Consider the following 23,243-nt stretch of genomic DNA (forward strand, 5'->3'; position numbering starts at 1 on the left):
TCAAAAAATAGATAAATACAGAAAAAGATGTTACAGCCAAAAAGAACGAAGTTCAGAAAGATGCAAAAAGGAAAAATGAAAGGGTTAGCTTCTCGTGGAGCAGAGCTTTCATTCGGATCTTTCGGAATAAAATCGCTGGAACCGGCATGGATAACCAGCCGTCAGATAGAAGCTGCACGTATTGCGGTTACACGTTTTATGAAACGTGAAGGCCAAGTGTGGATTCGCATATTCCCGGACAAACCGGTTACCAAAAAGCCAGCGGAAGTACGTATGGGTAAAGGTAAAGGTGCTCCAGAATACTGGGTTGCAGTTGTTCGCCCGGGTAGAATGATTTTTGAAGCAGAAGGCGTTCCTATGGAAGTTGCCAAAGAAGCATTGCGTTTAGCAGCTCAAAAATTACCGGTACAAACAAAATTTGTAGTACGTAGGGATTACGTAGAAGCATAATTAAGTTGTAGGTTGCAAGTTGTATGTTATGTGAATAACTGCAACAGACAACTTGCAGTCCACAATCAAGAAAGAAGAAAAGATGAAACCCTCAGGAATAATAGAGCTATCAACTGAAGAGATTGTTTCCCGCATGAGCGAGGAAAGAACCAATCTCACTAAATTAAAATTTGCGCATACAGTTTCTGCCATAGAGAATCCATCTCGTATTAGTAAGGTAAGAAAAGAAATCGCACGTTTGAACACAGAATTGACTAAGCGCAAAGCGGCCGCTGCTGCTGAGAAACAGTCCGCTTCTGAAACTGAATAATTTTAGAATCGAAATGGAAGAAAGAAAATTAAGAAAGACCCGTACAGGGTTGGTAGTGAGCAATAAGATGGAAAAATCTATCGTTGTTGCTGTAGAAAGGAAAGTGAAACATCCGATCTACGGAAAGTTTGTTCATAAAACTACCAAATTTATGGCTCATGACGAAAGCAACACTTGCGGTATCGGTGATACAGTGTTGATCATGGAGACTCGTCCTCTGAGTAAGACTAAGAACTGGAGATTAGTTGAAATTTTAGAAAGAGCGAAATAATGGTACAACAGGAATCAAGACTAAATGTCGCAGACAATAGCGGAGCTAAAGAAGTTTTAGTGATCCGTGTTCTGGGAGGTACTGGTAAAAGGTATGCTTCTCTTGGTGACAAAATTGTTGTTACCGTAAAAAGTGCTATTCCTTCTGGAAATGTGAAAAAAGGAACTGTTACAAAAGCAGTTGTTGTTAGAACAAGAAAAGAAGTAAGACGCAAAGATGGCTCATATATCCGTTTCGACGATAACGCAGCAGTTTTGTTAAATAACCAAGACGAGCCGAGAGGTACCCGTATCTTCGGTCCGGTTGCAAGAGAGCTACGTGAAAAACAATTTATGAAAATCGTATCATTAGCACCGGAGGTATTATAACATGCAAAAGAAGAATTTAATTATACCTAAACTGACGATCCGTAAAGGAGATTTAGTACAGGTGATAGCTGGCGACTCAAAGGGAAAACAAGGTAAAATCGTTGAGGTTTTAACTAAAGTGAACCGGGTTATAGTTGAAGGCGCGAACATGGTTTCACGTCATACCAAGCCGAATGCTGCTAATCCAAATGGTGGAATTGTCAAGAAAGAAGCTGCTATCCACGTGTCAAACGTAATGGTAGTAGATGCTAAAACAGGCAAACCAACCCGTATAGGAAAGCAAAAGAATGCAGAAGGGAAATTCGTAAGGATTTCTAAAAAGTCAGGGGAGGAAATTAAGCTATGAGTTACGTACCAAGATTAAAGTCGAAGTATAAGGAAGATATCCGCACTGCATTGAAAGAGAAGTTTCAGTATAAGAGCGTGATGCAGGTTCCTAAGCTTCAGAAAATTGCGATCAACCAGGGTGTTGGTGCTGCAACTACTGATAAGAAGCTTATTGATAGTGCTATTGTTGATATGACCACTATTACTGGTCAGCAAGCTGTAGCAGCAAAGTCAAAAAAGGATATTTCAAATTTCAAATTACGTAAGGGAATGCCAGTTGGTGTTCGTGTAACTTTGCGTGACAATCAGATGTATGAGTTTCTTGACCGCTTAATAGCTGTAGCGTTACCTCGTATCCGTGATTTCAAGGGTATTAATGATAAAGGCTTTGATGGTCATGGGAATTATACTTTAGGTATCACTGAGCAGATCATTTTTCCAGAGATTAACATTGATAAAATCAATAAAATCATGGGTATGGATATTACTTTCGTAACTTCCGCAAAAAATGACGTTGAAGCATTAGAGTTACTAAAACAATTTGGTTTACCGTTCAAAAATCAAGCACCCGTAAATAATGGCTAAAGAAGGAATAAAAGCACGCGAAGTTAAGCGTGAGAAGATGGTAGCTAAGTTTGCCGAAAAGAGAGCTGCTTTAAAAGCTGCTGGTGATTTTGCAGGATTAGATAAATTACCTAAGAATTCTTCACCGGTTCGTTTACACAACCGTTGTAAATTAACTGGTCGTCCTCGTGGATATATGAGACAGTTTGGTATTTCACGTGTAACATTCCGTGAAATGGCTTTAGCTGGAAAGATTCCAGGAGTGAAAAAAGCAAGTTGGTAGTTTAGGTTGGGAGCTGGTCTCCCAACAAACCAATAAAATATAAACAATTAACCGATAGCAGGTCCCTTAAGTGGATACCACTATCACAATAAACAAGTAATGAATACAGATCCAATAGCAGATTATCTTACAAGAGTAAGGAATGCCATTAAGGCCAACCACCGGGTTGTGGAAATTCCTGCATCAAACCTTAAAAAAGAAATTACAAAAGTTCTTTTTGATAAGGGTTACATCGCGAACTATAAGTTTGAGGACAATACGGTACAAGGCACAATTAAAATTGCGTTGAAATATCATCCGGTAACTAAAGTTCCTGCTATTCGCACTCTAACACGTGTGAGTAAGCCTGGTTTGAGAAAATATTCAGGTGTAGACAGCATGCCACGTGTATTAAATGGTTTGGGAATTGCAGTAGTATCAACCTCTAAGGGAGTTATGACTGATAAAGAAGCCCGCAACCTTAACATCGGTGGTGAAGTATTATGTTACGTTCATTAATCAAAGAGGATTAAACGATGTCAAGAATAGGAAAAACCCCGATTACAATACCTTCTGGTGTAACGATAACGGTTTCTGCAGAGAATGTAGTAACGGTTAAAGGACCCAAAGGCGAATTATTTCAGCATCTGGATGGTGATATCACAGTATCTCAGGTAGACGGAATATTAACAGTTGAACGCCCTACAGAACAGAAGCGTCATAAAGCACTTCACGGTTTATACCGTTCACTTATTAACAACATGGTTAAGGGTGTTACAGAAGGCTACAAATTACAACAAGAACTTGTTGGTGTTGGTTACCGTGCTACAAACACTGGTAATACACTTGACCTTGTTTTAGGTTATTCTCACCATTATGTGTTTGAATTGCCTAAAGAGATCTCTATAGTGACTACTGCAGAGAAAGGAAAGAACCCAACAATCATTTTAGAAAGTATCGACAAACAGTTGTTAGGACAAGTTGCAGCTAAGATTCGTTCGCTACGTGCACCGGAACCATATAAGGGTAAGGGTATCAAGTTTGTAGGTGAAATATTAAGAAGAAAAGCAGGTAAATCAGCAGCTAAGAAATAGTATCATGTCAGGAATAAAATTATCTCGCAGAGAACGTATAAAAAAAGGCATAAGAAAGAGACTGTCTGGTTCTACTGATCGTCCTCGTTTGTCAGTATATAGAAGTAATAAGGGCATTTATGCTCAGGTTATAGATGATGTTACTGGAAAAACATTAGCTTCAGCATCTTCGGCTTCTAAAGAGTTTTCAGGAACTGGAAACAAAGTAGAGCAGTCTAAAGCTGTTGGAAAACTAGTAGCTGAAAAAGCTATTGCTGCCGGTGTAAACGTGGTAGTATTTGATAGAAATGGTTATTTATACCACGGTCGTGTTAAGTCTCTTGCAGACGGTGCACGTGAAGCTGGTTTAAACTTTTAATCTGAGAATAGATGTCAACAATCAATATAAAAAGAGTTAAATCAAGCGAAATTGAATTAAAAGATCGTTTAGTAAGTATACAGCGTGTTGCTAAGGTTACTAAAGGTGGTCGTACATTCAGTTTCTCAGCCATAGTTGTTGTAGGTGACGAAAATGGTGTAGTTGGTTACGGATTAGGTAAAGCAAAAGAGGTAACTGAGGCAATTGCTAAAGGAATCGATGATGCGAAAAAGAATTTAGTAAAGGTTCCAATTATTAATGGAACAGTACCTCATGAGCAATATGGTAAATTTTCAGGTGGGTTTGTTTTAATCAAACCAGCTGCAAATGGTACTGGAGTTATTGCTGGTGGAGCAATGCGTGCGGTTCTTGAAAGTGCCGGTGTACATAACGTATTAGCAAAATCCAGAGGATCATCTAACCCGCATAACGTGGTAAAAGCAACTGTTTCAGCTTTGTCTCAAATGAGAGATGCGTATACAGTAGCTCAGCACCGTGGTGTGGATCTTAATAAAGTTTTTAACGGATAAGAACATGGCGAAGATAAAGGTCACTCAGATTAAAAGCGTTATCGATAGAAGCGAGCGCCAGAAAAGAACTATGCAGGCTTTAGGTTTAAGAAGGATTAACCACTCTGTAGAAGTTGAAGCTACCCCGTCAATCATCGGGATGGTAAGAAAAATTAATCATCTAGTAGCAGTAGAAAGTATTTAATCATGAACTTAAGTAATTTAAAACCTGCAGAAGGTTCAACAAAAAATAAAAAGAGGATAGGCCGTGGTACCGGTTCTGGTCGCGGTGGAACATCAACCCGTGGTCATAAGGGAGCTGGTTCACGTTCAGGACATAAAAACAAAATTGGTTTTGAAGGTGGTCAGATGCCATTACAGCGCCGTGTTCCTAAGGTTGGTTTCAAGAATATCAACCGTATTGAATACATAGGTGTAAACCTTGACGTTATTCAAGCCCTTGCTGAGAAATTTAGCTTAACAACAATTGATTTTGTAGCTTTAAAGCAGCATGGACTAGTTTCTAAAAACGATCTTGTTAAAATCCTTGGAAGAGGAGAACTGACAACTAAATTAGAAATTGCTGCTCATGCTTTTACAGCTACGGCTCAAAAAGCAATTGAAGCAGCTGGTGGTGCAATTGTTAAATTATAATTGATTAATGAAGAAGTTATTCACTACCCTTTCCAATATTTGGAAAATTGAAGACTTAAGAGTGCGTATTTTAAACACACTCTTATTTCTTTTAATTTACCGAGTAGGATCATTTATCGTGCTTCCCGGTGTTAGTGCCGCAGCATTGGATAATCAACAAGCCAGGGAAGGAATCCTGGGATTATTAAATATGTTTGCAGGCGGTTCATTCGCCAGGGCATCTATATTTGCCCTGGGGGTTATGCCTTACATCTCTGCATCTATTGTGGTACAGCTTTTAGGTATTGCTGTCCCTTATTTTCAAAAGATGCAAAAGGAAGGGGACAGTGGTAGGAAAAAACTTACTCAGCTTACCCGCTACCTGACTGTAGGAATTACTCTTTTACAAGCTATTGGGTATGTTCGTACTCAAATTACACCTGAAGCCAGATTGCTTTCAGAGCCGTTATTCACCATTTCTTCTATGGTTATTCTAACCGCAGGTACATTATTTGTCATGTGGCTTGGAGAAAAAATAACTGATAAAGGAATAGGTAATGGAATCTCATTGATTATCATGATCGGTATAATTGCACAGTTACCTGGAGCATTTATAACGGAATTTGATTCAAGGCTGAATGGTTTGGGTGGAATTATTCCATTTTTAGTAGAATTAGCCGCGTTGTTCTTTGTTATTATCTTTACGATTCTTGTTGTTCAGGGTGTTCGACGAATACCGGTGCAGTATGCCAAAAAGATAGTAGGCAACAAACAATATGGTGGTGTTCGCCAGTATATACCTCTTAAGGTAAATGCAGCAGGTGTAATGCCAATTATCTTTGCTCAGGCATTGATGTTTATTCCTTCTACACTAGGGCAATTTTTCCCAGCAGCACAAGGTCCGGTTTTAGCTTCATTAAGTAATTATACTTCGGTTGCTTATAATTTGACTTTTGCTATTCTAATCATTGCTTTTACTTTCTTTTATACTGCTATAACAGTTAACCCTGTTCAGATGTCAGATGATATGAAGAAGAATGGTGGTTTTATTCCGGGTATTAAACCTGGTAAAGCAACAGGGGAGTATATTGATGGTGTAATTTCAAAGATTACGTTGCCTGGATCAATCTTTTTAGCAGCGATTGCGGTATTACCTTCATTAGCCATAATACTTGGCGTGAATAGTAATTTTGCACATTTCTATGGTGGTACATCTTTACTTATTCTGGTTGGTGTTGTTCTAGACACTCTTCAGCAAATAGAGAGCCATCTGCTTATGCGCCATTACGACGGATTGATGAAGACTGGTCGATTGAAGGGCCGTACTCCTATAGCTGCCGATAGCGGCGCTTCTGGGTCTGTGATTTAATCGGAATATGTCTAAGTTGATTTTAAAAACAGCTGAAGAGGTTGAATTGATTCGGGAAAGTTCATTGCTCGTTTCGAGGACACTGGCAGAAGTTGGACGATTGGTTAAACCAGGTGTTAAAACAATTGACCTAAATAAACATGCGGAAACCTTTATTAGAGATAATAAAGGTATTCCTGCATTTTTAAATTATAGTGGCTTTCCATATTCATTGTGTATATCAACGAACGATAAAGTGGTACATGGCTTTCCTGGCGATGACGAACTTAAAGAAGGGGATATTATATCAATTGATTGTGGGGCTATTCTGAATAAGTTCTATGGTGACTCAGCCTTTACTTTTGCAGTAGGGGAAATATCTTCAGAAATTCAGCAGCTTCTGGATGTAACGCGTGAATCTTTATTACGTGGGATTGAAAAAGCTGTTGTAGGATCGAGGATAGGGGATATAGGCTTTGCGATTCAGGATTATACAGAGAACCATGGTTACGGTGTAGTGAAGGAGCTTGTGGGGCATGGGGTAGGTTTTAAGCTGCATGAGAAGCCAGATGTGCCTAACTATGGTAAACGTGGTACTGGAATGAAACTGGAGGAAGGGATGGTGATTGCTATCGAACCCATGATTAACCTCGGTAGAGCCGGAGTGAAGTTTTGGAAAGATGGATGGACGATAAGTACAGCAGATGGAAAACCTTCTGCACATTTCGAACATACAGTCGCTATACGTAAAGGGAAGGCCGATATTTTGTCCACATTTGACTATGTGGATGAGGTATTAAAAACTAGTATATAATAATTATTACAATAACTTCAAATAACTAAAAATTTTATTTAATTTTGCAACCCCAAATGGTGGGAGTTAATTAAATAGAAATCAATAAAATATGGCTAAACAGGCCTCTATTGAACAAGACGGGATCATAAAGGAAGCATTATCAAATGCTATGTTTCGTGTGGAATTAGAAAATGGTCATGAGATCATTGCTCATATCTCCGGAAAGATGCGGATGCATTACATCAAGATTTTACCTGGAGATAAGGTGAAGCTCGAAATGTCTCCATATGATTTGTCAAAGGGAAGAATTACTTACAGATACAAATAAGATGAAAGTTAGAGCATCCATAAAGAAGCGCAGTGCGGACTGCAAAATAATTCGCCGTAAGGGAAAACTTTATGTAATTAACAAGAAGAACCCTAAGTATAAACAACGCCAGGGATAAAATAATTTGTTGTGTGTTGGAGGATTGAATGATCGGTTTTAAAGCTGTAAACTTCAATCTGTTTATCATTCAATCAATCAATCATTCAAAGAAATATGGCAAGAATAGCAGGTATTGATTTACCAAATAAAAAAAGAGGAGAGATCGGACTTACTTACATTTTCGGTATCGGCAAGGCTACAGCACAGAGCATATTAGATCAAGCTGGTATTAGTCATGATGTGAAAGTAGAAGAATGGGACGATGATCAATTAACAGCGATCCGTACGATCATTAATGATTCAGTTAAGGTTGAAGGATCTTTACGTTCAGAAGTTCAATTAAATATCAAACGTTTAATGGATATTGGTTGTTACAGAGGATTGCGTCACCGTAAGGGACTTCCTGTTCGTGGACAACGTACCAAGAACAACACTCGTACCCGTAAAGGAAAACGTAAAACAGTCGCTAACAAGAAAAAGGCTACTAAATAATACCAATAAGTAATGGCTAAAACAAAAAAAGTAACCAAGAAGCGTATCGTTGTAATCGAGCCAATTGGCGAAGCACACATTAACGCTACTTTTAATAACATCATTATTACCTTAACTAATTTACAAGGACAGGCTATATCATGGTCTTCTGCAGGTAAGATGGGTTTTAAAGGTTCTAAGAAAAACACTCCATATGCTGCAGGTCAAGCTGCTGCTGATTGTGGTAAAGTGGCGTTCGATTTAGGTCTTCGTAAAGTAGAAGTACTTGTAAAAGGTCCGGGATCCGGTCGTGAATCTGCTATCCGTACTCTTCAGAATACAGGTATAGAGGTTACTACAATAAGAGATATCACTCCACTTCCACATAACGGATGTCGTCCTCCGAAAAGAAGAAGAGTTTAATTAATCGATTTTAAAGATAAGATTCGGCAACTAAAGGTTGCTTGATACTTTAAACAGAACAAAAATGGCAAGATATACTGGTCCAAAATCCAAAATTGCGCGTAGATTCAGAGAGCCCATCTTCGGCCCTGATAAAGCATTAGAAAGAAAAAATTATCCTCCTGGAATGCACGGTGCTTCTAAGCGTCGTGGAAAGCAATCAGAATATGCTGTCCAGTTGATGGAAAAACAAAAAGTAAAATATACTTACGGAGTCTTAGAGCGTCAGTTCGAAAATCTGTTTCACAAAGCTTCTGCTAAAGAAGGAATTACAGGTGAACTGCTTTTGAAATTGCTTGAAGCACGTTTGGATAATACCGTTTACCGTTTAGGCATTTCTCCGACACGTTCTGGTGCTCGTCAGTTAGTAGGTCATAAACACATTACTGTAAATGGTGAAGTTGTAAATATTCCTTCATACTCTTTACGTGCTGGTGACGTTGTTGCAGTTCGTGAGCGCTCTCAATCACTTGAAGCGATTACGATGTCAGTTGCTGGTCGTAAGATCAATAGATATGCATGGTTAGAGTGGGATGCAAATTCTTTCACTGGAAAGTTCCTAACCTACCCTAGTCGCGATGAGATTCCTGAAAACATAAAGGAAAATCTAATCGTCGAATTATACTCTAAGTAATAAGTTTTTGAGCAGTTCTGATTTTTCGGGACTGCTTTATACCGTTTTAAACATTAACTGAATATAAATGGCAATTTTAGCATTCCAGAAACCAGATAAAGTTATCATGCAGAAATCAACGGATTTCGATGGTACTTTTGAATTTCGTCCGTTAGAACCGGGTTTCGGTGTTACCATCGGTAATGCTTTACGTCGTATTCTATTGTCTTCTCTAGAGGGATATGCAATTACGTCTATACGTGTTTCAGGGGTTTCTCATGAGTTTTCAACTATCAAAGGTGTTGTTGAAGATGTAACTGAAATAATCCTGAATTTAAAGCAGGTACGTTTTCAGAAAACTGGCGACGCTGGTGATAGTGAAAAAGTATATGTAGTCATTAATGGCCAGGAGCAGTTTATGGCAGGAGATATCACAAGATTCTCTACCAACTTCACTGTACTGAACCCAGAAATGGTGTTGTGTAATATGGAATCATCTGTAACTCTAGAAATAGAGCTTACGATTAATAAAGGTCGCGGTTATATTCCAGCTGAGGAGAATAAAAATCCAGATGCTAATGTAGGCGTTATCGCTATTGATTCTATTTTTACGCCCATTAAGAATGTTAAATATACTATTGAGAACTACCGTGTTGAACAAAAGACGGATTACGAAAAGTTAGTTCTTGATATTACAACTGATGGTTCAGTTCATCCTGAGGATGCATTGAAAGAAGCAGCAAAGATCTTGATTCACCACTTCCTGTTATTCTCTGATGAGAACATTATGCTGGAAGCGCAGGCTAAGGAAGAAACTAAGGAAGTAGATGAAGAAATTCTTCATATGCGTAAAATTCTTAAAACTGAATTAGTTGATCTAGATCTTTCAGTACGTGCATTAAACTGCCTGAAGGCAGCTGACATACGTACACTTGCAGATCTTGTTTCTTACGATGTAGCGGATATGCTTAAATTCAGAAACTTTGGTAAGAAATCTCTTACTGAAATTCAGGATTTAGTAAAATCAAAAGGACTTTCTTTTGGTATGAACCTATCAAAATACAAGTTAGAAGAAGAGTAATCTTCTTAATTTTAATAAGCGACGTGTTTATAATTCCTCCTTTTACAGGAACGGTATAAGCACGGAAAAATAACAAACAATGAGACACGGAAAGAAATTTAACCATTTAGGCCGGACAAATAGTCATCGTAAAGCGATGATGTCAAACATGGCTTCTTCGCTTATCGAGCACAAGCGTATTACAACTACTTTAGCTAAAGCTAAAGCATTGCGTATGTATGTTGAGCCTTTAATTACAAAAGCTAAAAATGATACTACTCATTCACGCAGAACAGTATTTAGTTACCTTCAAAATAAGGAAACAGTAACTGAGTTGTTTCGTGATATAGTTGCAAAAGTTGGCGATCGTCCAGGTGGATACACTCGTATTATCAAGTTATCTAACCGTATGGGTGATAATGCTGAGATGGCAATGATTGAATTAGTTGATTACAACACAGTTTACAAATCAGAAGCATCTGCTCCTGCTGAAAAGAAATCAACACGTAGACGTGGTGGATCTTCGAAAGCAAAGAAAGATGAAACTGTTGCTGGTACTGAAGAAGTTGTTGCAGAAACAGAAACACCTGTTGCTGATACAACTACTGAAGAAACTAAAGAAGCAAAAGGAGAGTAATTCTCTTTTACAGATAAGGCCGTTTGGATTCAATCCAAGCGGTTTTTTTGGTTTTAAGTGAAGAAAAGGACTATCAACCTTCATGTGAAGAAAGGAAATTAAAAAGGTGGTTAAAAATCCACTTTTTTAAAAGAAAAAGTGAGACTCTGAAAATCGGTTATAATAAAACTTCCATCAACACTTACCCAAATAAATAACAGAAAAGGGGTTGTTCTCATACTTTTGAGACAACCCCTTCTTTTTTAACTAGCCTAACAATATTTTACCAAAGTTTGGCAGGGTAAGTTCCGTTTGCTATTAAAGCAGCGATACTTTTTTGTACGATAGGTTTATCTTCTTTATAAGTGACACCAAACCATTTTGCAGAAGTAGGAATAACTTTAAAGTTAGCTTTACCAGTTTTAACAAGTTCTTCAGCAATAAGAGGTATGAAGAATTCCGACTTTGGATTAGCCTCATTTGCTTCTACGAACCGTTTAAACATGGGGTTAGCCTGTTCGAAAACAGCAGGCGTAAATCCCCAGAAGTTCATTGAAGCACGTGCATCTTCGTGTAGCGGTGTAATTTCCCCAGATTCTTCTTCATAAACGATTTGACCATCTTTAGCATACACTTTGGTTCTTTCATTTATTTCCTGAAGGTTACCTGCTCCATTTACAAGACAGATTCCTCTGGACACCGCACCGTGTTCTGATAAAGTTTTATCTACTTCGTAGCCTATTAAGCAATAATTATCTTCTCTTACATCAGTAGTAAGGAAATCTGCCATCTTTTTGAAAGCATCATAACCATAGAAATCATCTGCGTTGATCACGCAAAAAGGTTCTTTCACATTGTTAGAGGCTTCCAAAACTGCATTACCAGTTCCCCAAGGCTTTTGTCTTTCAATGATTTTGTCAATTCCGTATTTTTCAAGATCGAACGTTTGGAATATATAGTCTGTTTCAACAACACCTTTGAGTTTTGGTTCAAAGATGGATTTAAAACTATCAAGAAATTCTTCACGGATTATAAAACTAACCTTGCCGAATCCAGCACGAACCGCATCGTATATAGAGTAATCGATAATAGTTTCGTTATTGGGTCCAAATCCGTCAACTTGTTTCATGCTTCCGTAGCGGCTGGCCATGCCAGCGGCTAAAATAAGGAGTGTTGGTTTCATTCGTCTAAAATAAATATTATGAAGTCAAGTAACAAGAAGTATTGTTTAGTTATTCGTAAAGTGATGAAAGTTATTATTATGAAGCGGAGAGTGCGCGTTTAAATTCTTTTAAAATTCGTTCTCTGGCAAATTTATGATCCACTATAGGTTTTGTGTATTTAAAGGGATCCATGAATTCGGGTACCCATTGTTTTACATATTTTAACTGCGGATCAAACTTTTTAGTTTGTAAATCAGGACTAAATATCCTGAAGTAGGGAGCAGCATCATTCCCACTGCCTACTGCCCATTGCCAACCTCCAATATTGCTTGCCATATCATAATCGATTAATTTTCTGGCAAAATAAGCTTCCCCCCATCTCCAGTCTATTAATAAATGCTTACTGAGGAAACTGGCAGTGATCATCCGCACCCGGTTATGCATCCAACCTATTTCATTAAGTTGTCTCATTCCTGCATCCACTATTGGGTATCCTGTTTGCCCATCACACCACGCTTTAAATTCATCTTCGTTATTGTGCCAAGTAATATTATCGTAGGGTTTTTTAAATGAATTATGTGCAGTTTGCGGGAAATACCATAGAATCATAGCATAAAAATCTCTCCAGATTAATTCTGATAGCCACCTGTCATCTTTTAAAGAATGACCATATTTGGCGAGATCACGAATACTGACTGTACCAAATCTTAGGTGGACGCTCATCCTTGAGGTTCCATCAACTGAAGGAATATCCCGAGTATTGGCATAATCCTGAATCCGTTGGTGGTAATCAATACTAGGGAATTTGTTTTTACTATAGATAAATCCGATACTTTCGAGAGTAGGGATGGGGAAATTAGACCGGTGAAAGGTGTTAAAATATTTTTCTGTAGGGTATGATTTAAGATGAATTGCAGGCTTTAGTTGATCTAACCATTTATTTTTGTAAGGAGTGAAAACGGTATAGGGCTCCTTGCTGTCCTTAAATATTTCATCTTTTTCAAAAATGACCTGGTCTTTAAATTCTTTAAATTCAATTGAATTGTCCTTTAATAGTTTTTGGACAGCTGTATCGCGATCTTTCGCATAAGGCTCATAATCAGAGTTTGTATAAACAGTATCAAGTTTATAATCCCTTATAAGATTTAAAAAGGCATCTATGGGTTTCTTGTGAAAAATAAGAAGTGACGAACCTTGTTTTTTTAATTTATTATTTAGAGTAGTTAATGAATTATGGATGAAAGTTAATCTGGAATCGTCCTGATCAACTAATTTAGTCAGAATCTCAGGGTCGAATATAAAAATAGGTAAAGTGGGAACACCTGATTTTAAAGCATGGTATAATCCTGCATTATCCTCCAGGCGTAAGTCTCTCCTAAACCAGAATATATTAATTGGATCAGTCTTTGGCATATAAGTCTTTTAAGGCTTCCTTGATGCGTTCAAACTTAAATTTGAAGCCCGCTTCTCTGATTTTATCTGAACGCGTTCGGGTACTACTCAATACTACGGCTTTCATTTCACCTAAAAAAATCCGAAGAGCTATTGCCGGAAGATTTGGAAGCCAAAGAGTCCTATTAAGAACAGTGGAAATAGATTTAGTTAATTCCTTATTCGTAACAGGATTAGGAGCGGATAGATTATAAGTACCTGACATTGAACTGTTTTGTAATGCGAATAGATAAGCATTAACCACATCGTCCATGTGGATCCAGGGAATCCACTGTTTTCCTGATCCTAAAACAGTTCCTAAATTATATTTCACGGGACCTGCTATTTGAGGGAGCGCGCCACCCTGCAAGCTTAGTACAACACCTGTTCTAAATTTAACTATCCGCATATTTAAATCGAGACTCATGTCTGCTGCTTTTTCCCATAAGACGCAAGCCTCTGATAGAAATCCTTCTCCTGGATCACTGTTTTCATCAAGTAATTCATCATTGCGATCGCCGTAGTAACCAACAGCCGAAGCGGATATAAGTGATTTTACCTGAAACTGCGGATTATCTTTCAGTGCTTTAAAAATAAGGCCTAGAGAATCAACTCTACTGCTGATAATTGCTTGTTTGCGTTCTTCTCGCCAGGGCTTTTCGGCAATCCCTTCTCCGGCAAGATGTATAATCGTATCAACATTTGCCAGGCAGTTTTTATCGATATATCCATTTTTTACATCCCACTTAAATCCTTTAAAAGATGGATTATATTGAGGTTCTTTTCTGCTTAATACATGGATTTGATATCCATGGCTAAGTAGTAGTTTAACCAGTGGCTTCCCGATCAATCCACTCGCACCTGTAATTAAAACTGTTGCAGACATATTTAAATCTTAACTGAAGAGTTGTACATTTGTTTGATATGTTATACGCAAAACACATTTTTATATGTACCAATCAACGTCCTGAGGGTTCCAGGGTATGTTGTGGGGAAAGTCATGGTTTGGCTTTAGTCGCCGCTTTCAAGAAGGCAATTAAAGATAAAGGACTTCAAACTGAAATAAGGGCACAAAGAACAGGTTGCCTGGAAGCCTGTGAAATGGGCCCTTCATTGGTAGTTTATCCAGAAGGTATTTTTTATGCTCATGTACAGTTAGAGGATGTTGATGAAATCGTTACTGAACATTTAGAGCATAATCGAATCGTTTCCCGGCTTGTAATGGACTTCGATAAACTGCGCGAATTAAAATCGTGATTTAGCTATTAATATATCCTTCCAGTTGTTTAATTGTGTCTTTTTGCGAATCAATGATTGCTTTTACCAAATCGCCTATTGAAATCATTGCGACTACTTTTCCATCGTTAATAACAGGAAGATGGCGGATGTGCTTGTCAGTCATTAGATTCATGCAATATTCCAGCCCATCATTAAGAGAAATAGTTAGCGGATTAGCCGTCATTACTTCATGTACCTGCGTATCTTTTGAAGATTTACCCTGCAGTACAATTTTTCGTGCATAATCTCTCTCAGTAAAAATTCCTTTGAGTTGATCTTGCTCGATTATTAGTAGTGCGCTAATGTTCTTTTCCATCATTACTGTTAGCGCATCAAATACTGATATCGATGAATTTATTGAGAACAGATGAGATGGTTTTTGTTTTAAAATGTTGTTTACGGTCTTCATAAAGGGTTGTTTTGCATAAATTTAAGTTAAATTCATGCAATTATTAAATTTAATTTGGAGATATTTTAAAAATAAAATTATTCTTACAGCATGTGGTCAAGTTTTTTAGATAGCAATTTTAACTAAAATTGAACCTAGGAAAGTGCTAAAAGCAGGTCCTGAAACTGCCATTTCTTGATTAAGAAATATATGAAAAGGTAATATTTAAAATGGATTAAAACAGGTCTCAAGGATCAGCCCCAGTAACGGATGAAATGTTTCAACCTCGTTAGTTTCAACAAATTTACGACGGATGAAAATCATGTAGAAAGTGCGATTGAAATGTTTCAAACTCGTTGGTTTCGATAATATATAGCGGATGAAAATCATGTAGAAAGTGCGATTGAAATGTTTCAAACTCGTTAGTTTCGATATTATATAGCGGATGAAAATCATGTAGAAATTGCGGTTGAAATGTTTCAAACTCGTTAGTTTCGATAATATATAGCAGATGAGAATCATGTACAAATTTCGGTTAAGATGTTTCAACCTCGTTAGTTTCAACAAATTTACGACGGAAGAAAATCATGTAGAAATTGCGGTTGAAATGTTTCAAACTTGTTAGTTTCGACAATATATAGCGGACAAAATTCAGTGTGCGAATTTTTGTAAAGCTGCCTAGCGAATTGAAAAGGCTTATAACGAGATCTTTTTCAATGCAAGGTCCTTAATGTTAGTCTGAAAAGCTAATCTTGAGCAGCTGGATGATGGAGAAGAATAAGGTCTGTCTTTTGATTGTTAAAAAGATGTAAAGATTAGGCTATAATATAGGTAAGCACTGATCTTACAATTTTTTTTTAACTAATTTGCATCCAATCAATATAAGGAGGATATGAGTGAGAAGACTATCCTAATTTGGTTTCGCAATGATCTGAGAATACACGACAACGAAGTGCTGATAGAGGCAGTGAATCGAGCTGGTAGAATATTGCCTGTTTATTGCTTTGACCCCAGATATTTTACCGAAACAAGTTATGGTACATTAAGAAGCGGCTATTACAGGACAAAGTTTTTATTAGAAAGCGTTGAAAGTCTCAGAGAAGCATTTAGAGAGCGTGGGGGTAATCTCATCATTAGAATTGGGAAACCCGAAGATATACTTCCCGAGTTGTGTAAACAATATGGTATATCAGAGGTGTATCATCATCGGGAAGTAGCAAACGAAGAAACTGAAATTTCAGCACATGTTGAAGATGCGCTTTGGAAAATGAAAATTAACCTGAAGCATTTTATCGGACATACCATGTTTCATAAACAAGACCTTCCATTTCCAATTAAAAATATACCGAATGATTTCTTGATTTTTAAGAAAAAAATAGAGCGGGAAAGTATTGTTCGTCGAGGTTTTGAATCTCCCGATAAATTGGAGGTGCCCTTAGATGTAGAATGGGGGCCATTGCCACTTATGGAAAATTTAGGGATAAGTTCTGCTACTGACATTGAAAGTGACTTGCTCTATACAGGTGGCGAAAAAAAAGCACTTGAAATTATGAATCAACTTTTAGAAATGCCATTTTCGGATTTTGGGGTATTAAATCCGAATAAGTGCAATTCAGCAGTGTTGTCCCCCTGGCTTTCACTGGGATGTTTGTCTCCGCGCTTAGTCTACTGGAAAGTGAAAGAAAAACTACCACCCAAATCAGATCTAAGTATAAAAATTATCATAGAATTACAATGGAGAGACTTTAATAGATTTATGTTAAAAAAACATGGTCCTGTATTGGAGATGAGCTCAAAAAAACTTAAACCTGCTGAAAAATTGAAATTTATAAACTGGAAAGAAGGCCATACAGGTGAGCTTCTTGTGGATGCCTGCATGCAACAACTTAATGCTACGGGTTATATCAATAGTATTTGTAAATCATTCGTCTCCGCTTACTTAATAAAAAAGTTAAAAGTACAATGGCCTGCCGGGTCAGCTTACTTTGAAGAAAAGGCAATTGATTTTTCTCCCGCAATTGATTGGGGTAACTGGGCAATTGCCTGTGGTGTAATAGCTTACGGAAAGTATGCAAATCCTGCTAAGGAAGAAGTTATTGAAGATCAACATATAAAAAATAGATTAATTTATTTGCAGGAGCATAATAAATCAGCCTGATACAAAAAAAACAATATTAGAATTAAATACTTTCTCATATATACGGTTAAACTTTTATTTTTGACCCATCTTAAGATTTGATATTCATGGACAATCTGTCATACCTTAGTAATGCACACTCCTCTTACATAGATTCTCTGTACCAGTTATATAAAGAAAATCCGGGATCAATCGATTTTGGCTGGCAGAAGTTTTTTGAAGGATTTGATTTTGGAAAAGGATCAGAAACGATTAGTGCAGGTGAAACACCACAAAATTTGCTTAAAGAGATCAATGTGATGAACATGATCTATGGATACCGGCAACGCGGACACCTATTTACCAATACAAACCCTGTAAGGGAGCGACGTAAATATTTTCCTGGTAAAGAGCTTGAAACTTTTGGATTAAGCGACGACGATCTCGATACTGTCTTCAATGCTGGTATTGAAGTTGGCTTAGGTCCGGTTAAGTTGCGCGAAATTCAAGCTTTATTGGAGGAAACTTATTGCCGTTCTATTGGCGCCGAATTCGTTTATATACGTAATCCGGAAAAACTGAATTGGTTTAAGACAAGGATGGAGTCCGAAAGAAATACCCCAAACTTAACATTAGACACCAAAAAGCAAATATTAAAAAAGCTCAACGAAGCAGTTGTATTCGAAAGTTTTCTGGGTACAAAATTCCTGGGACAGAAACGCTTCTCTCTTGAAGGTGCCGAAAGTTTAATTCCGGTTCTTGACTTTGTCATTGAAAGAGGTGCCGATCTTGGCATTGAAGAGTTCGTGATCGGTATGGCACATCGTGGCCGCCTCAACGTCCTGGCTAATATCATGCACAAAACGTATAAGGATATCTTTGCAGAGTTTGAAGGTAAAGGATATGATGAAACTAAACCTTACGGAGGTGATGTGAAATACCATCTTGGATTCTCTACTGATGTTCAAACCAAGGCAGGAAAGAAGGTTCATTTAAGTCTTTGTCCAAATCCTTCTCATCTTGAAACGGTAGACCCTATCGTTGAAGGAATAAGCAGGTCTAAAATAGATTTCAAATATGATGGAGACAACTCCCGACTAGCACCTATATTAATCCATGGTGACGCATCAATAGCAGGGCAGGGAATTGTATATGAAGTGTTGCAAATGGCTAAATTGGATGGTTATAAAACAGGCGGTACCATCCATCTTGTCATCAATAACCAGGTAGGCTTTACTACCAATTACAAAGACGCTCGCTCGTCTTCCTATTGCACAGACCTTGCAAAGATTACACTATCTCCTGTTTTTCATGTCAATGGAGATGATGTAGAAGCACTAATCTATGCTATTAATATCTCATTAGAATATCGTCAAAAATATAAAAATGATGTATTCATCGATATCTTATGTTATCGCCGATACGGACACAATGAAGCAGATGAGCCTAAATTTACCCAGCCCTTACTTTACAAAGCGATAGAGCAGCATCCAAATCCTAGAGAAATTTATAATAAGAAACTTCTGGAAAGTGGAACAGTTGATGCAAGTCTGGCTAAAGAAATGGAAAAGGATTTCCGAAGCTTACTTCAGGAGCGTTTGAATGAATCCAAAGAAAGTAACGTGTATCAACCTAACGTTATGTTTTCAGGCGCATGGACAGGAGTGAGAATGTCTAAACCCGAAGACTTTGATGTCAGTCCGGATACTGCTGTAACAAAGGAAGAGTTATTATCCATCGCCCAAACCATTACCACATTACCATCCGATAAAAAGATCTTCCGTAAAATCGAAAAGCTTTTTGAAGACCGAAGAAAAATGGTTCAGAATAACTCACTGGATTGGGCTATGGGCGAACTTTTAGCTTATGGTACTTTATTAAGTGAAGGATTCAGGGTTAGGCTAAGCGGACAGGATGTCGAAAGAGGTACTTTTTCTCATCGCCATGCGGTAGTTAAAATTGAAGATTCCGAAGAGGAGTTTATCCCATTACAACAATTAAAAAATCAAGATCTGCAGGCCAAGTTTGATATCTATAACTCACATTTATCCGAATACGGTGTTTTAGGCTTTGAATATGGTTACGCATTAGCTAATCCACATTCATTAACGATTTGGGAAGCACAGTTCGGCGATTTTGTAAATGGAGCACAGATCATTCTTGACCAATACCTGGTTAGTGCAGAAACAAAATGGCAACGTTCCAATGGAGTTGTGCTATTACTTCCACATGGATATGAAGGACAGGGACCCGAACATTCTTCAGCAAGAATGGAGCGTTTTCTGGAGTCATGCGCAGATTATAACATCCAGGTTGCTAATTGCACCACACCAGCCAACTATTTTCATTTACTTCGTCGTCAGCTAAAACGTGATTTCCGTAAACCACTTGTTGTTTTTACGCCTAAAAGTTTACTTCGGAATTCATTATGCGTAAGCACAATTGAGGAATTTACAGAAGCGCGATTTCAGGAAGTAATTGATGACAGCATCGTTAAACCCAATGCAGTAAAGCGGGTTGTATTTTGCACAGGTAAGGTATATTATGATTTACGAGAAAAACAAAAAGTAGACTCGCGTTATGATGTAGCTATTGTTAGATTAGAGCAGATTTATCCTTTGCCAATAAAGCAGCTGGAGGGCATACAGAACAAGTATAATAAAGCAAAAGAATTCTATTGGGTACAGGAAGAGCCTGAAAACATGGGAGCATGGCCTTTCTTATGCAGAAAGTTTAGAAGTATTGATGTTAATCTTCAGGTAATATCCCGAAAAGAAAGCAGCAGTACAGCTACCGGATATGCTAAACAACATATCTCTCAACAGCTTTATATTATTGGTAAAGCGTTTGAAGATTTAGCAGGTAAAGAGATAAAGAAGTCAGTAATTAAAACTACCAAAAAAGTAGTTGACATAGATTAACCCTTTTTAAAATATATACAAATTATGAGTTTAGAGATCAAAGTTCCGCCTGTAGGCGAATCTATTTCAGAAGTAACCTTATCGCAATGGAAAAAAAAGGATGGTGATTATGTTGAAATGGATGAGGTTATTGCTGAACTTGAATCTGATAAAGCAACTTTTGAATTAACAGCATCAGTTGCCGGAACTTTAAAAATAACAGCTGCAGAGGGTGATACACTAGAAATAGGTGCAGTAGTTTGTACTATCGAAGAGGGAGCAGCCAGCAAGTCCCCGGAAGCGTCAGCAGCTCCTGCTTCGGCTGAAGCAGCAACACTTGTAACCGCACCAGCAGATCAAGCAGAAGGTTCTTCCAAACCAGAATCAACTGATAGTGGTACAACTTTAGAAATTAAAGTTCCACCTGTAGGGGAGTCGATTACTGAAGTAACCTTGTCAAAATGGCTGGTTAAAGATGGTGAAAGTGTGGAAATGGATCAGCAGATTGCCGAATTGGAATCAGATAAAGCCACGTTCGAACTTACTGCAGAAACCGCAGGAATTGTAAAACAAATAGCTGAAGAAGGAGCAACCTTAGCAATAGGAGCAGTAGTATGTGCTATTACTTCAGGATCAGCGGGTTCATCAAGCCCTAAACCAGAAACAGCAGAAGCCAAAGCTACGGCCGACAAATCGCCTAATTATGCATCAGGAACACCGTCTCCTTCTGCTGGTAAAATCCTTTCAGAAAAAGGAATAGATCCAGCATCAGTTGCAGGAACAGGTGTATCGGGACGCATTACCAAAGAAGATGCAGTAAATGCTCAAAAAACCGTACCTCAGCAAAGCGTTAAGAAAGCGGAACCAGTTGCAGCTCCGGCGGCAGTTGTTTCCGGATCACGTAACGAAAGAAGAGTAAAAATGACTTCTTTGCGGAAAACCATTGCCAAGCGTCTTATTGCCGTTAAGAGTGAAACCGCGATGTTAACTACTTTTAATGAAGTAGATATGAAGCCCGTAATGGACCTCAGAACAAAATATAAAGATAAATTTAAAGAAAAGCACGGTGTTGGTCTTGGCTTCATGTCCTTCTTTACTAAAGCAGTTTGTGAGGCATTGAAAGAATTTCCATCAGTAAACGCCAGGATAGAAAATGATGAAATTGTTTATAGCGATTTTGCCGATGTATCCATAGCTGTTTCAGCACCTAAAGGTTTGGTCGTTCCTGTTATTCGTAACGCGGACGCAATGAGCCTGGCAGAAATTGAAAGGGCTGTTCTTGGATTGGCCTTAAAAGCCCGTGATAACAAATTGACCATTGAGGAAATGACTGGTGGAACATTTACGATCACTAATGGTGGTATTTTCGGTTCAATGATGTCCACTCCAATCATCAATGCCCCACAGTCGGCTATATTAGGCATGCACAATATTGTGGAACGACCTATTGCCTTAAATGGCGAAGTAGTGATAAGGCCTATTATGTATATCGCCCTATCTTATGATCATCGGATCATTGATGGAAAAGAGTCAGTCAGTTTCTTAGTGAGGGTAAAACAATTACTTGAAGATCCGGCTAGACTTCTTCTGGGGGTTTAAACCAGGGTATAAAATAAAAAGGGGGTATCTTTAAATGAAGGTAGCCCCTTTTTATCGAGCAAAAACGCTGTTTTTAGTATTCCGATTTTTTGTATTAGAAAAAAGGTTCCGGACCGCACCGCCCGAAACCAGATTTATGTGTACAGTTTAATTAAGATATACAACTTGGAAATTTGTTACATGATTATAATAGGAAAATAAATGTCCTTAATTATAAAAACTGTAATAATTTTGTTTGTAAATAATGATGATCCTTTTATAAATGAAGTTAATAGTAGTTGATAGTGCCCTACTCATTCAGAAGTTTTTGCAGTTGCCGGTAAATATTTATAAAAATGATAAAAATTATATTCGCCCTCTAGACGAAGATATTGAATCTATTTTTCACGATAAAACCAACAAATTCTACAAAAAAGACAATTGCATAAGATGGATTCTTACGGATTCATCTGGAAAAACCATTGGAAGAATAGCCGCATTTATTAATGAACTAACTGCATACAACTATGATCAGCCTACCGGAAATATTGGTTTTTTTGAATGTATAAATGACCAAAAGTCTGCATTTATACTTTTTGATGCCTCCCGTAAGTGGTTGCTTGATAAAGGTATGCAGGCAATGGATGGTCCGGTTAATCTTGGAAGTCGCGAAAAGTGGTGGGGGCTCCTTGTTGATGGTTTTTATCCGCCCTCGTATTGTTGCAATTATAACTTACCGGCTTATCAGTCCTTTTTTGAAAATTATGGATTTAAGGTCTTTTTTAAACAATATACCTATCTCCGGAGTGTGATGGAAAGACTGAATAAGGTCTATTATGCAGTAGCTGAACGCATATTCAGAAATCCTGATTATCATTTCAAAACGGTTGATAAAGCCCATTTAAATACATTCATAGCAGACTTCAGAACCATATATAACAACGCATGGGTCAACCACGAAGGCATTGGTGAAATGACAAATCAAGAAGCAGATCATCTCATCCGTTCACTCAAGCCGGTTATGGATGAAAAGATAGCCTGGTTTGCCTACTATAAGAATGAACCGATCGGTTTTTTTCTTAGTATTCCCGAATTAAATCAGCTGTTTGTCAAATACGCCAAAGGGAAGCTCAGCTTCACAGTCAAAATGCATTTGCTCTATAACAAATGGATGGGCAACTGCAAAACCATGTATGGACTCGTTTTTGGTGTCATACCACAACACCAAAAAAAGGGCGTCGAAATCGCTATGATTGTTGCTGCTTCCGAATCTTTGTTGAAAAGAAAGGTTTATGAACAGGTACAGATGAACTGGATCGGCGATTTTAATCCCCGGATGATGCATGTGGCTGAACAAATTGGAGCAAAAATTTATAAAACACATTATACGTATCGGTTTCTGTTTGACAGAGATGCCGAATTCAAGCGACATCCGCTTATTTGATGCGCA

General features: G+C 37.9%; 31 protein-coding genes. 27 read left to right on the top strand and 4 right to left on the bottom strand.

What is annotated here, in order from left to right; translation table 11 throughout:
* The first annotated feature begins 27 nt into the window (after positions 1-27).
* The 22 genes from rplP to rplQ all read left to right on the top strand — a co-directional run bounded on the left by rplP (position 28) and on the right by rplQ (position 10,960).
* Positions 28-450 (top strand): 50S ribosomal protein L16, encoded by a 423-nt coding sequence (gene rplP, locus BFL47_RS08135; protein ID WP_069659309.1) that lies wholly within the window; start codon positions 28-30, stop codon positions 448-450.
* Positions 451-532: 82 nt separating this feature from the next.
* Positions 533-760, top strand: coding sequence for a 50S ribosomal protein L29 (rpmC, locus tag BFL47_RS08140; RefSeq protein ID WP_040300468.1), 228 nt, complete (start codon positions 533-535; stop codon positions 758-760).
* 13 nt (positions 761-773) lie between these two features.
* A complete protein-coding gene (gene rpsQ / locus BFL47_RS08145; protein ID WP_016196845.1) occupies positions 774-1,031 on the top strand; it encodes a 30S ribosomal protein S17 in 258 nt (85 codons plus the stop codon).
* A complete protein-coding gene (gene rplN, locus BFL47_RS08150; RefSeq protein WP_016196844.1) occupies positions 1,031-1,399 on the top strand; it encodes a 50S ribosomal protein L14 in 369 nt (122 codons plus the stop codon). Before rpsQ ends, rplN begins: the two co-directional genes overlap by 1 nt.
* Before the next feature lies 1 nt (position 1,400).
* Entirely contained in the window at positions 1,401-1,745 is a 345-nt protein-coding gene (gene rplX / locus BFL47_RS08155; protein ID WP_016196843.1) for a 50S ribosomal protein L24, read from the top strand.
* Positions 1,742-2,311: a 50S ribosomal protein L5 gene (rplE, locus tag BFL47_RS08160; RefSeq protein ID WP_069659310.1), complete on the top strand. Its 570-nt coding sequence runs from the start codon at positions 1,742-1,744 to the stop codon at positions 2,309-2,311. The genes rplX and rplE overlap by 4 nt, the downstream gene beginning before the upstream one ends.
* The gene (gene rpsN / locus BFL47_RS08165; protein WP_016196841.1) at positions 2,304-2,573 is read left to right on the top strand and encodes a 30S ribosomal protein S14; all 270 of its coding nucleotides are present in this window, start codon (positions 2,304-2,306) and stop codon (positions 2,571-2,573) included. Before rplE ends, rpsN begins: the two co-directional genes overlap by 8 nt.
* Before the next feature lie 99 nt (positions 2,574-2,672).
* Positions 2,673-3,071 carry a 30S ribosomal protein S8 gene (rpsH, locus tag BFL47_RS08170; protein WP_069659311.1) on the top strand — a complete coding sequence of 133 codons (399 nt, stop codon included), beginning with the start codon at positions 2,673-2,675 and terminating at the stop codon, positions 3,069-3,071.
* 17 nt (positions 3,072-3,088) lie between these two features.
* Entirely contained in the window at positions 3,089-3,646 is a 558-nt protein-coding gene (gene rplF, locus BFL47_RS08175; RefSeq protein ID WP_069659312.1) for a 50S ribosomal protein L6, read from the top strand.
* 4 nt (positions 3,647-3,650) lie between these two features.
* The gene (gene rplR, locus BFL47_RS08180) at positions 3,651-4,004 is read left to right on the top strand and encodes a 50S ribosomal protein L18 (protein WP_069659313.1); all 354 of its coding nucleotides are present in this window, start codon (positions 3,651-3,653) and stop codon (positions 4,002-4,004) included.
* An 11-nt stretch (positions 4,005-4,015) separates the two neighbouring features.
* Positions 4,016-4,534: a 30S ribosomal protein S5 gene (gene rpsE, locus BFL47_RS08185; protein ID WP_016196837.1), complete on the top strand. Its 519-nt coding sequence runs from the start codon at positions 4,016-4,018 to the stop codon at positions 4,532-4,534.
* 4 nt (positions 4,535-4,538) lie between these two features.
* On the top strand, positions 4,539-4,718 hold the full coding sequence (gene rpmD, locus BFL47_RS08190; RefSeq protein WP_016196836.1) for a 50S ribosomal protein L30: 180 nt from the start codon (positions 4,539-4,541) through the stop codon (positions 4,716-4,718).
* A 2-nt stretch (positions 4,719-4,720) separates the two neighbouring features.
* Positions 4,721-5,167: a 50S ribosomal protein L15 gene (gene rplO / locus BFL47_RS08195; protein WP_069659314.1), complete on the top strand. Its 447-nt coding sequence runs from the start codon at positions 4,721-4,723 to the stop codon at positions 5,165-5,167.
* Positions 5,168-5,174: 7 nt separating this feature from the next.
* The gene (gene secY / locus BFL47_RS08200) at positions 5,175-6,515 is read left to right on the top strand and encodes a preprotein translocase subunit SecY (protein ID WP_069659315.1); all 1,341 of its coding nucleotides are present in this window, start codon (positions 5,175-5,177) and stop codon (positions 6,513-6,515) included.
* Positions 6,516-6,522: 7 nt separating this feature from the next.
* The gene (gene map, locus BFL47_RS08205) at positions 6,523-7,308 is read left to right on the top strand and encodes a type I methionyl aminopeptidase (protein WP_069659316.1); all 786 of its coding nucleotides are present in this window, start codon (positions 6,523-6,525) and stop codon (positions 7,306-7,308) included.
* A gap of 91 nt (positions 7,309-7,399) precedes the next feature.
* Positions 7,400-7,618 (top strand): translation initiation factor IF-1, encoded by a 219-nt coding sequence (gene infA / locus BFL47_RS08210; RefSeq protein ID WP_016196832.1) that lies wholly within the window; start codon positions 7,400-7,402, stop codon positions 7,616-7,618.
* Between the two features lies 1 nt (position 7,619).
* Positions 7,620-7,736 (top strand): 50S ribosomal protein L36, encoded by a 117-nt coding sequence (rpmJ, locus tag BFL47_RS08215; RefSeq protein ID WP_008506259.1) that lies wholly within the window; start codon positions 7,620-7,622, stop codon positions 7,734-7,736.
* A 95-nt stretch (positions 7,737-7,831) separates the two neighbouring features.
* The gene (rpsM, locus tag BFL47_RS08220) at positions 7,832-8,209 is read left to right on the top strand and encodes a 30S ribosomal protein S13 (RefSeq protein WP_016196831.1); all 378 of its coding nucleotides are present in this window, start codon (positions 7,832-7,834) and stop codon (positions 8,207-8,209) included.
* A 12-nt stretch (positions 8,210-8,221) separates the two neighbouring features.
* Positions 8,222-8,611 (top strand): 30S ribosomal protein S11, encoded by a 390-nt coding sequence (gene rpsK / locus BFL47_RS08225; RefSeq protein WP_016196830.1) that lies wholly within the window; start codon positions 8,222-8,224, stop codon positions 8,609-8,611.
* A 64-nt stretch (positions 8,612-8,675) separates the two neighbouring features.
* Entirely contained in the window at positions 8,676-9,284 is a 609-nt protein-coding gene (gene rpsD / locus BFL47_RS08230; protein ID WP_069659317.1) for a 30S ribosomal protein S4, read from the top strand.
* A 67-nt stretch (positions 9,285-9,351) separates the two neighbouring features.
* Positions 9,352-10,344, top strand: coding sequence for a DNA-directed RNA polymerase subunit alpha (locus BFL47_RS08235; protein ID WP_069659318.1), 993 nt, complete (start codon positions 9,352-9,354; stop codon positions 10,342-10,344).
* Between the two features lie 79 nt (positions 10,345-10,423).
* Complete coding sequence (gene rplQ / locus BFL47_RS08240) at positions 10,424-10,960, top strand: 50S ribosomal protein L17 (protein ID WP_069659319.1); 537 nt, start codon at positions 10,424-10,426, stop codon at positions 10,958-10,960.
* A gap of 262 nt (positions 10,961-11,222) precedes the next feature.
* Here the strand turns inward: rplQ and BFL47_RS08245 are convergent, their stop codons facing one another.
* From BFL47_RS08245 to BFL47_RS08255, 3 genes are all read right to left on the bottom strand, one after another.
* The gene (locus tag BFL47_RS08245) at positions 11,223-12,122 is read right to left on the bottom strand and encodes a nucleotidyltransferase family protein (RefSeq protein WP_069659320.1); all 900 of its coding nucleotides are present in this window, start codon (positions 12,120-12,122) and stop codon (positions 11,223-11,225) included.
* Between the two features lie 76 nt (positions 12,123-12,198).
* Entirely contained in the window at positions 12,199-13,515 is a 1,317-nt protein-coding gene (locus BFL47_RS08250; RefSeq protein WP_069659321.1) for a cryptochrome/photolyase family protein, read from the bottom strand.
* Positions 13,502-14,419: a TIGR01777 family oxidoreductase gene (locus BFL47_RS08255; protein ID WP_069659322.1), complete on the bottom strand. Its 918-nt coding sequence runs from the start codon at positions 14,417-14,419 to the stop codon at positions 13,502-13,504. Before BFL47_RS08255 ends, BFL47_RS08250 begins: the two co-directional genes overlap by 14 nt.
* A gap of 38 nt (positions 14,420-14,457) precedes the next feature.
* On the opposite strand from BFL47_RS08255, the gene BFL47_RS08260 reads away from it, so the two are divergent.
* Positions 14,458-14,790 carry a (2Fe-2S) ferredoxin domain-containing protein gene (locus BFL47_RS08260; RefSeq protein WP_069659323.1) on the top strand — a complete coding sequence of 111 codons (333 nt, stop codon included), beginning with the start codon at positions 14,458-14,460 and terminating at the stop codon, positions 14,788-14,790.
* A 1-nt stretch (position 14,791) separates the two neighbouring features.
* On the opposite strand, the gene BFL47_RS08265 is transcribed toward BFL47_RS08260, so the two are convergent.
* Positions 14,792-15,220 carry a CBS domain-containing protein gene (locus BFL47_RS08265; protein WP_069659324.1) on the bottom strand — a complete coding sequence of 143 codons (429 nt, stop codon included), beginning with the start codon at positions 15,218-15,220 and terminating at the stop codon, positions 14,792-14,794.
* An 871-nt stretch (positions 15,221-16,091) separates the two neighbouring features.
* On the opposite strand from BFL47_RS08265, the gene BFL47_RS08270 reads away from it, so the two are divergent.
* The 4 genes from BFL47_RS08270 (at position 16,092) to BFL47_RS08285 (ending at position 23,237) form a co-directional block, all read left to right on the top strand.
* Positions 16,092-17,357, top strand: coding sequence for a deoxyribodipyrimidine photo-lyase (locus tag BFL47_RS08270; RefSeq protein WP_069659325.1), 1,266 nt, complete (start codon positions 16,092-16,094; stop codon positions 17,355-17,357).
* Between the two features lie 86 nt (positions 17,358-17,443).
* The gene (locus BFL47_RS08275; protein ID WP_069659326.1) at positions 17,444-20,236 is read left to right on the top strand and encodes a 2-oxoglutarate dehydrogenase E1 component; all 2,793 of its coding nucleotides are present in this window, start codon (positions 17,444-17,446) and stop codon (positions 20,234-20,236) included.
* Between the two features lie 24 nt (positions 20,237-20,260).
* Positions 20,261-21,814 (top strand): 2-oxoglutarate dehydrogenase complex dihydrolipoyllysine-residue succinyltransferase, encoded by a 1,554-nt coding sequence (gene odhB, locus BFL47_RS08280; RefSeq protein WP_069659327.1) that lies wholly within the window; start codon positions 20,261-20,263, stop codon positions 21,812-21,814.
* Between the two features lie 262 nt (positions 21,815-22,076).
* Entirely contained in the window at positions 22,077-23,237 is a 1,161-nt protein-coding gene (locus BFL47_RS08285; protein ID WP_069659328.1) for a hypothetical protein, read from the top strand.
* Positions 23,238-23,243: the final 6 nt, after the last annotated feature.

The sequence above is a fragment of the Arcticibacter eurypsychrophilus genome (assembly GCF_001730525.1).
GTDB lineage: Bacteria > Bacteroidota > Bacteroidia > Sphingobacteriales > Sphingobacteriaceae > Arcticibacter > Arcticibacter eurypsychrophilus.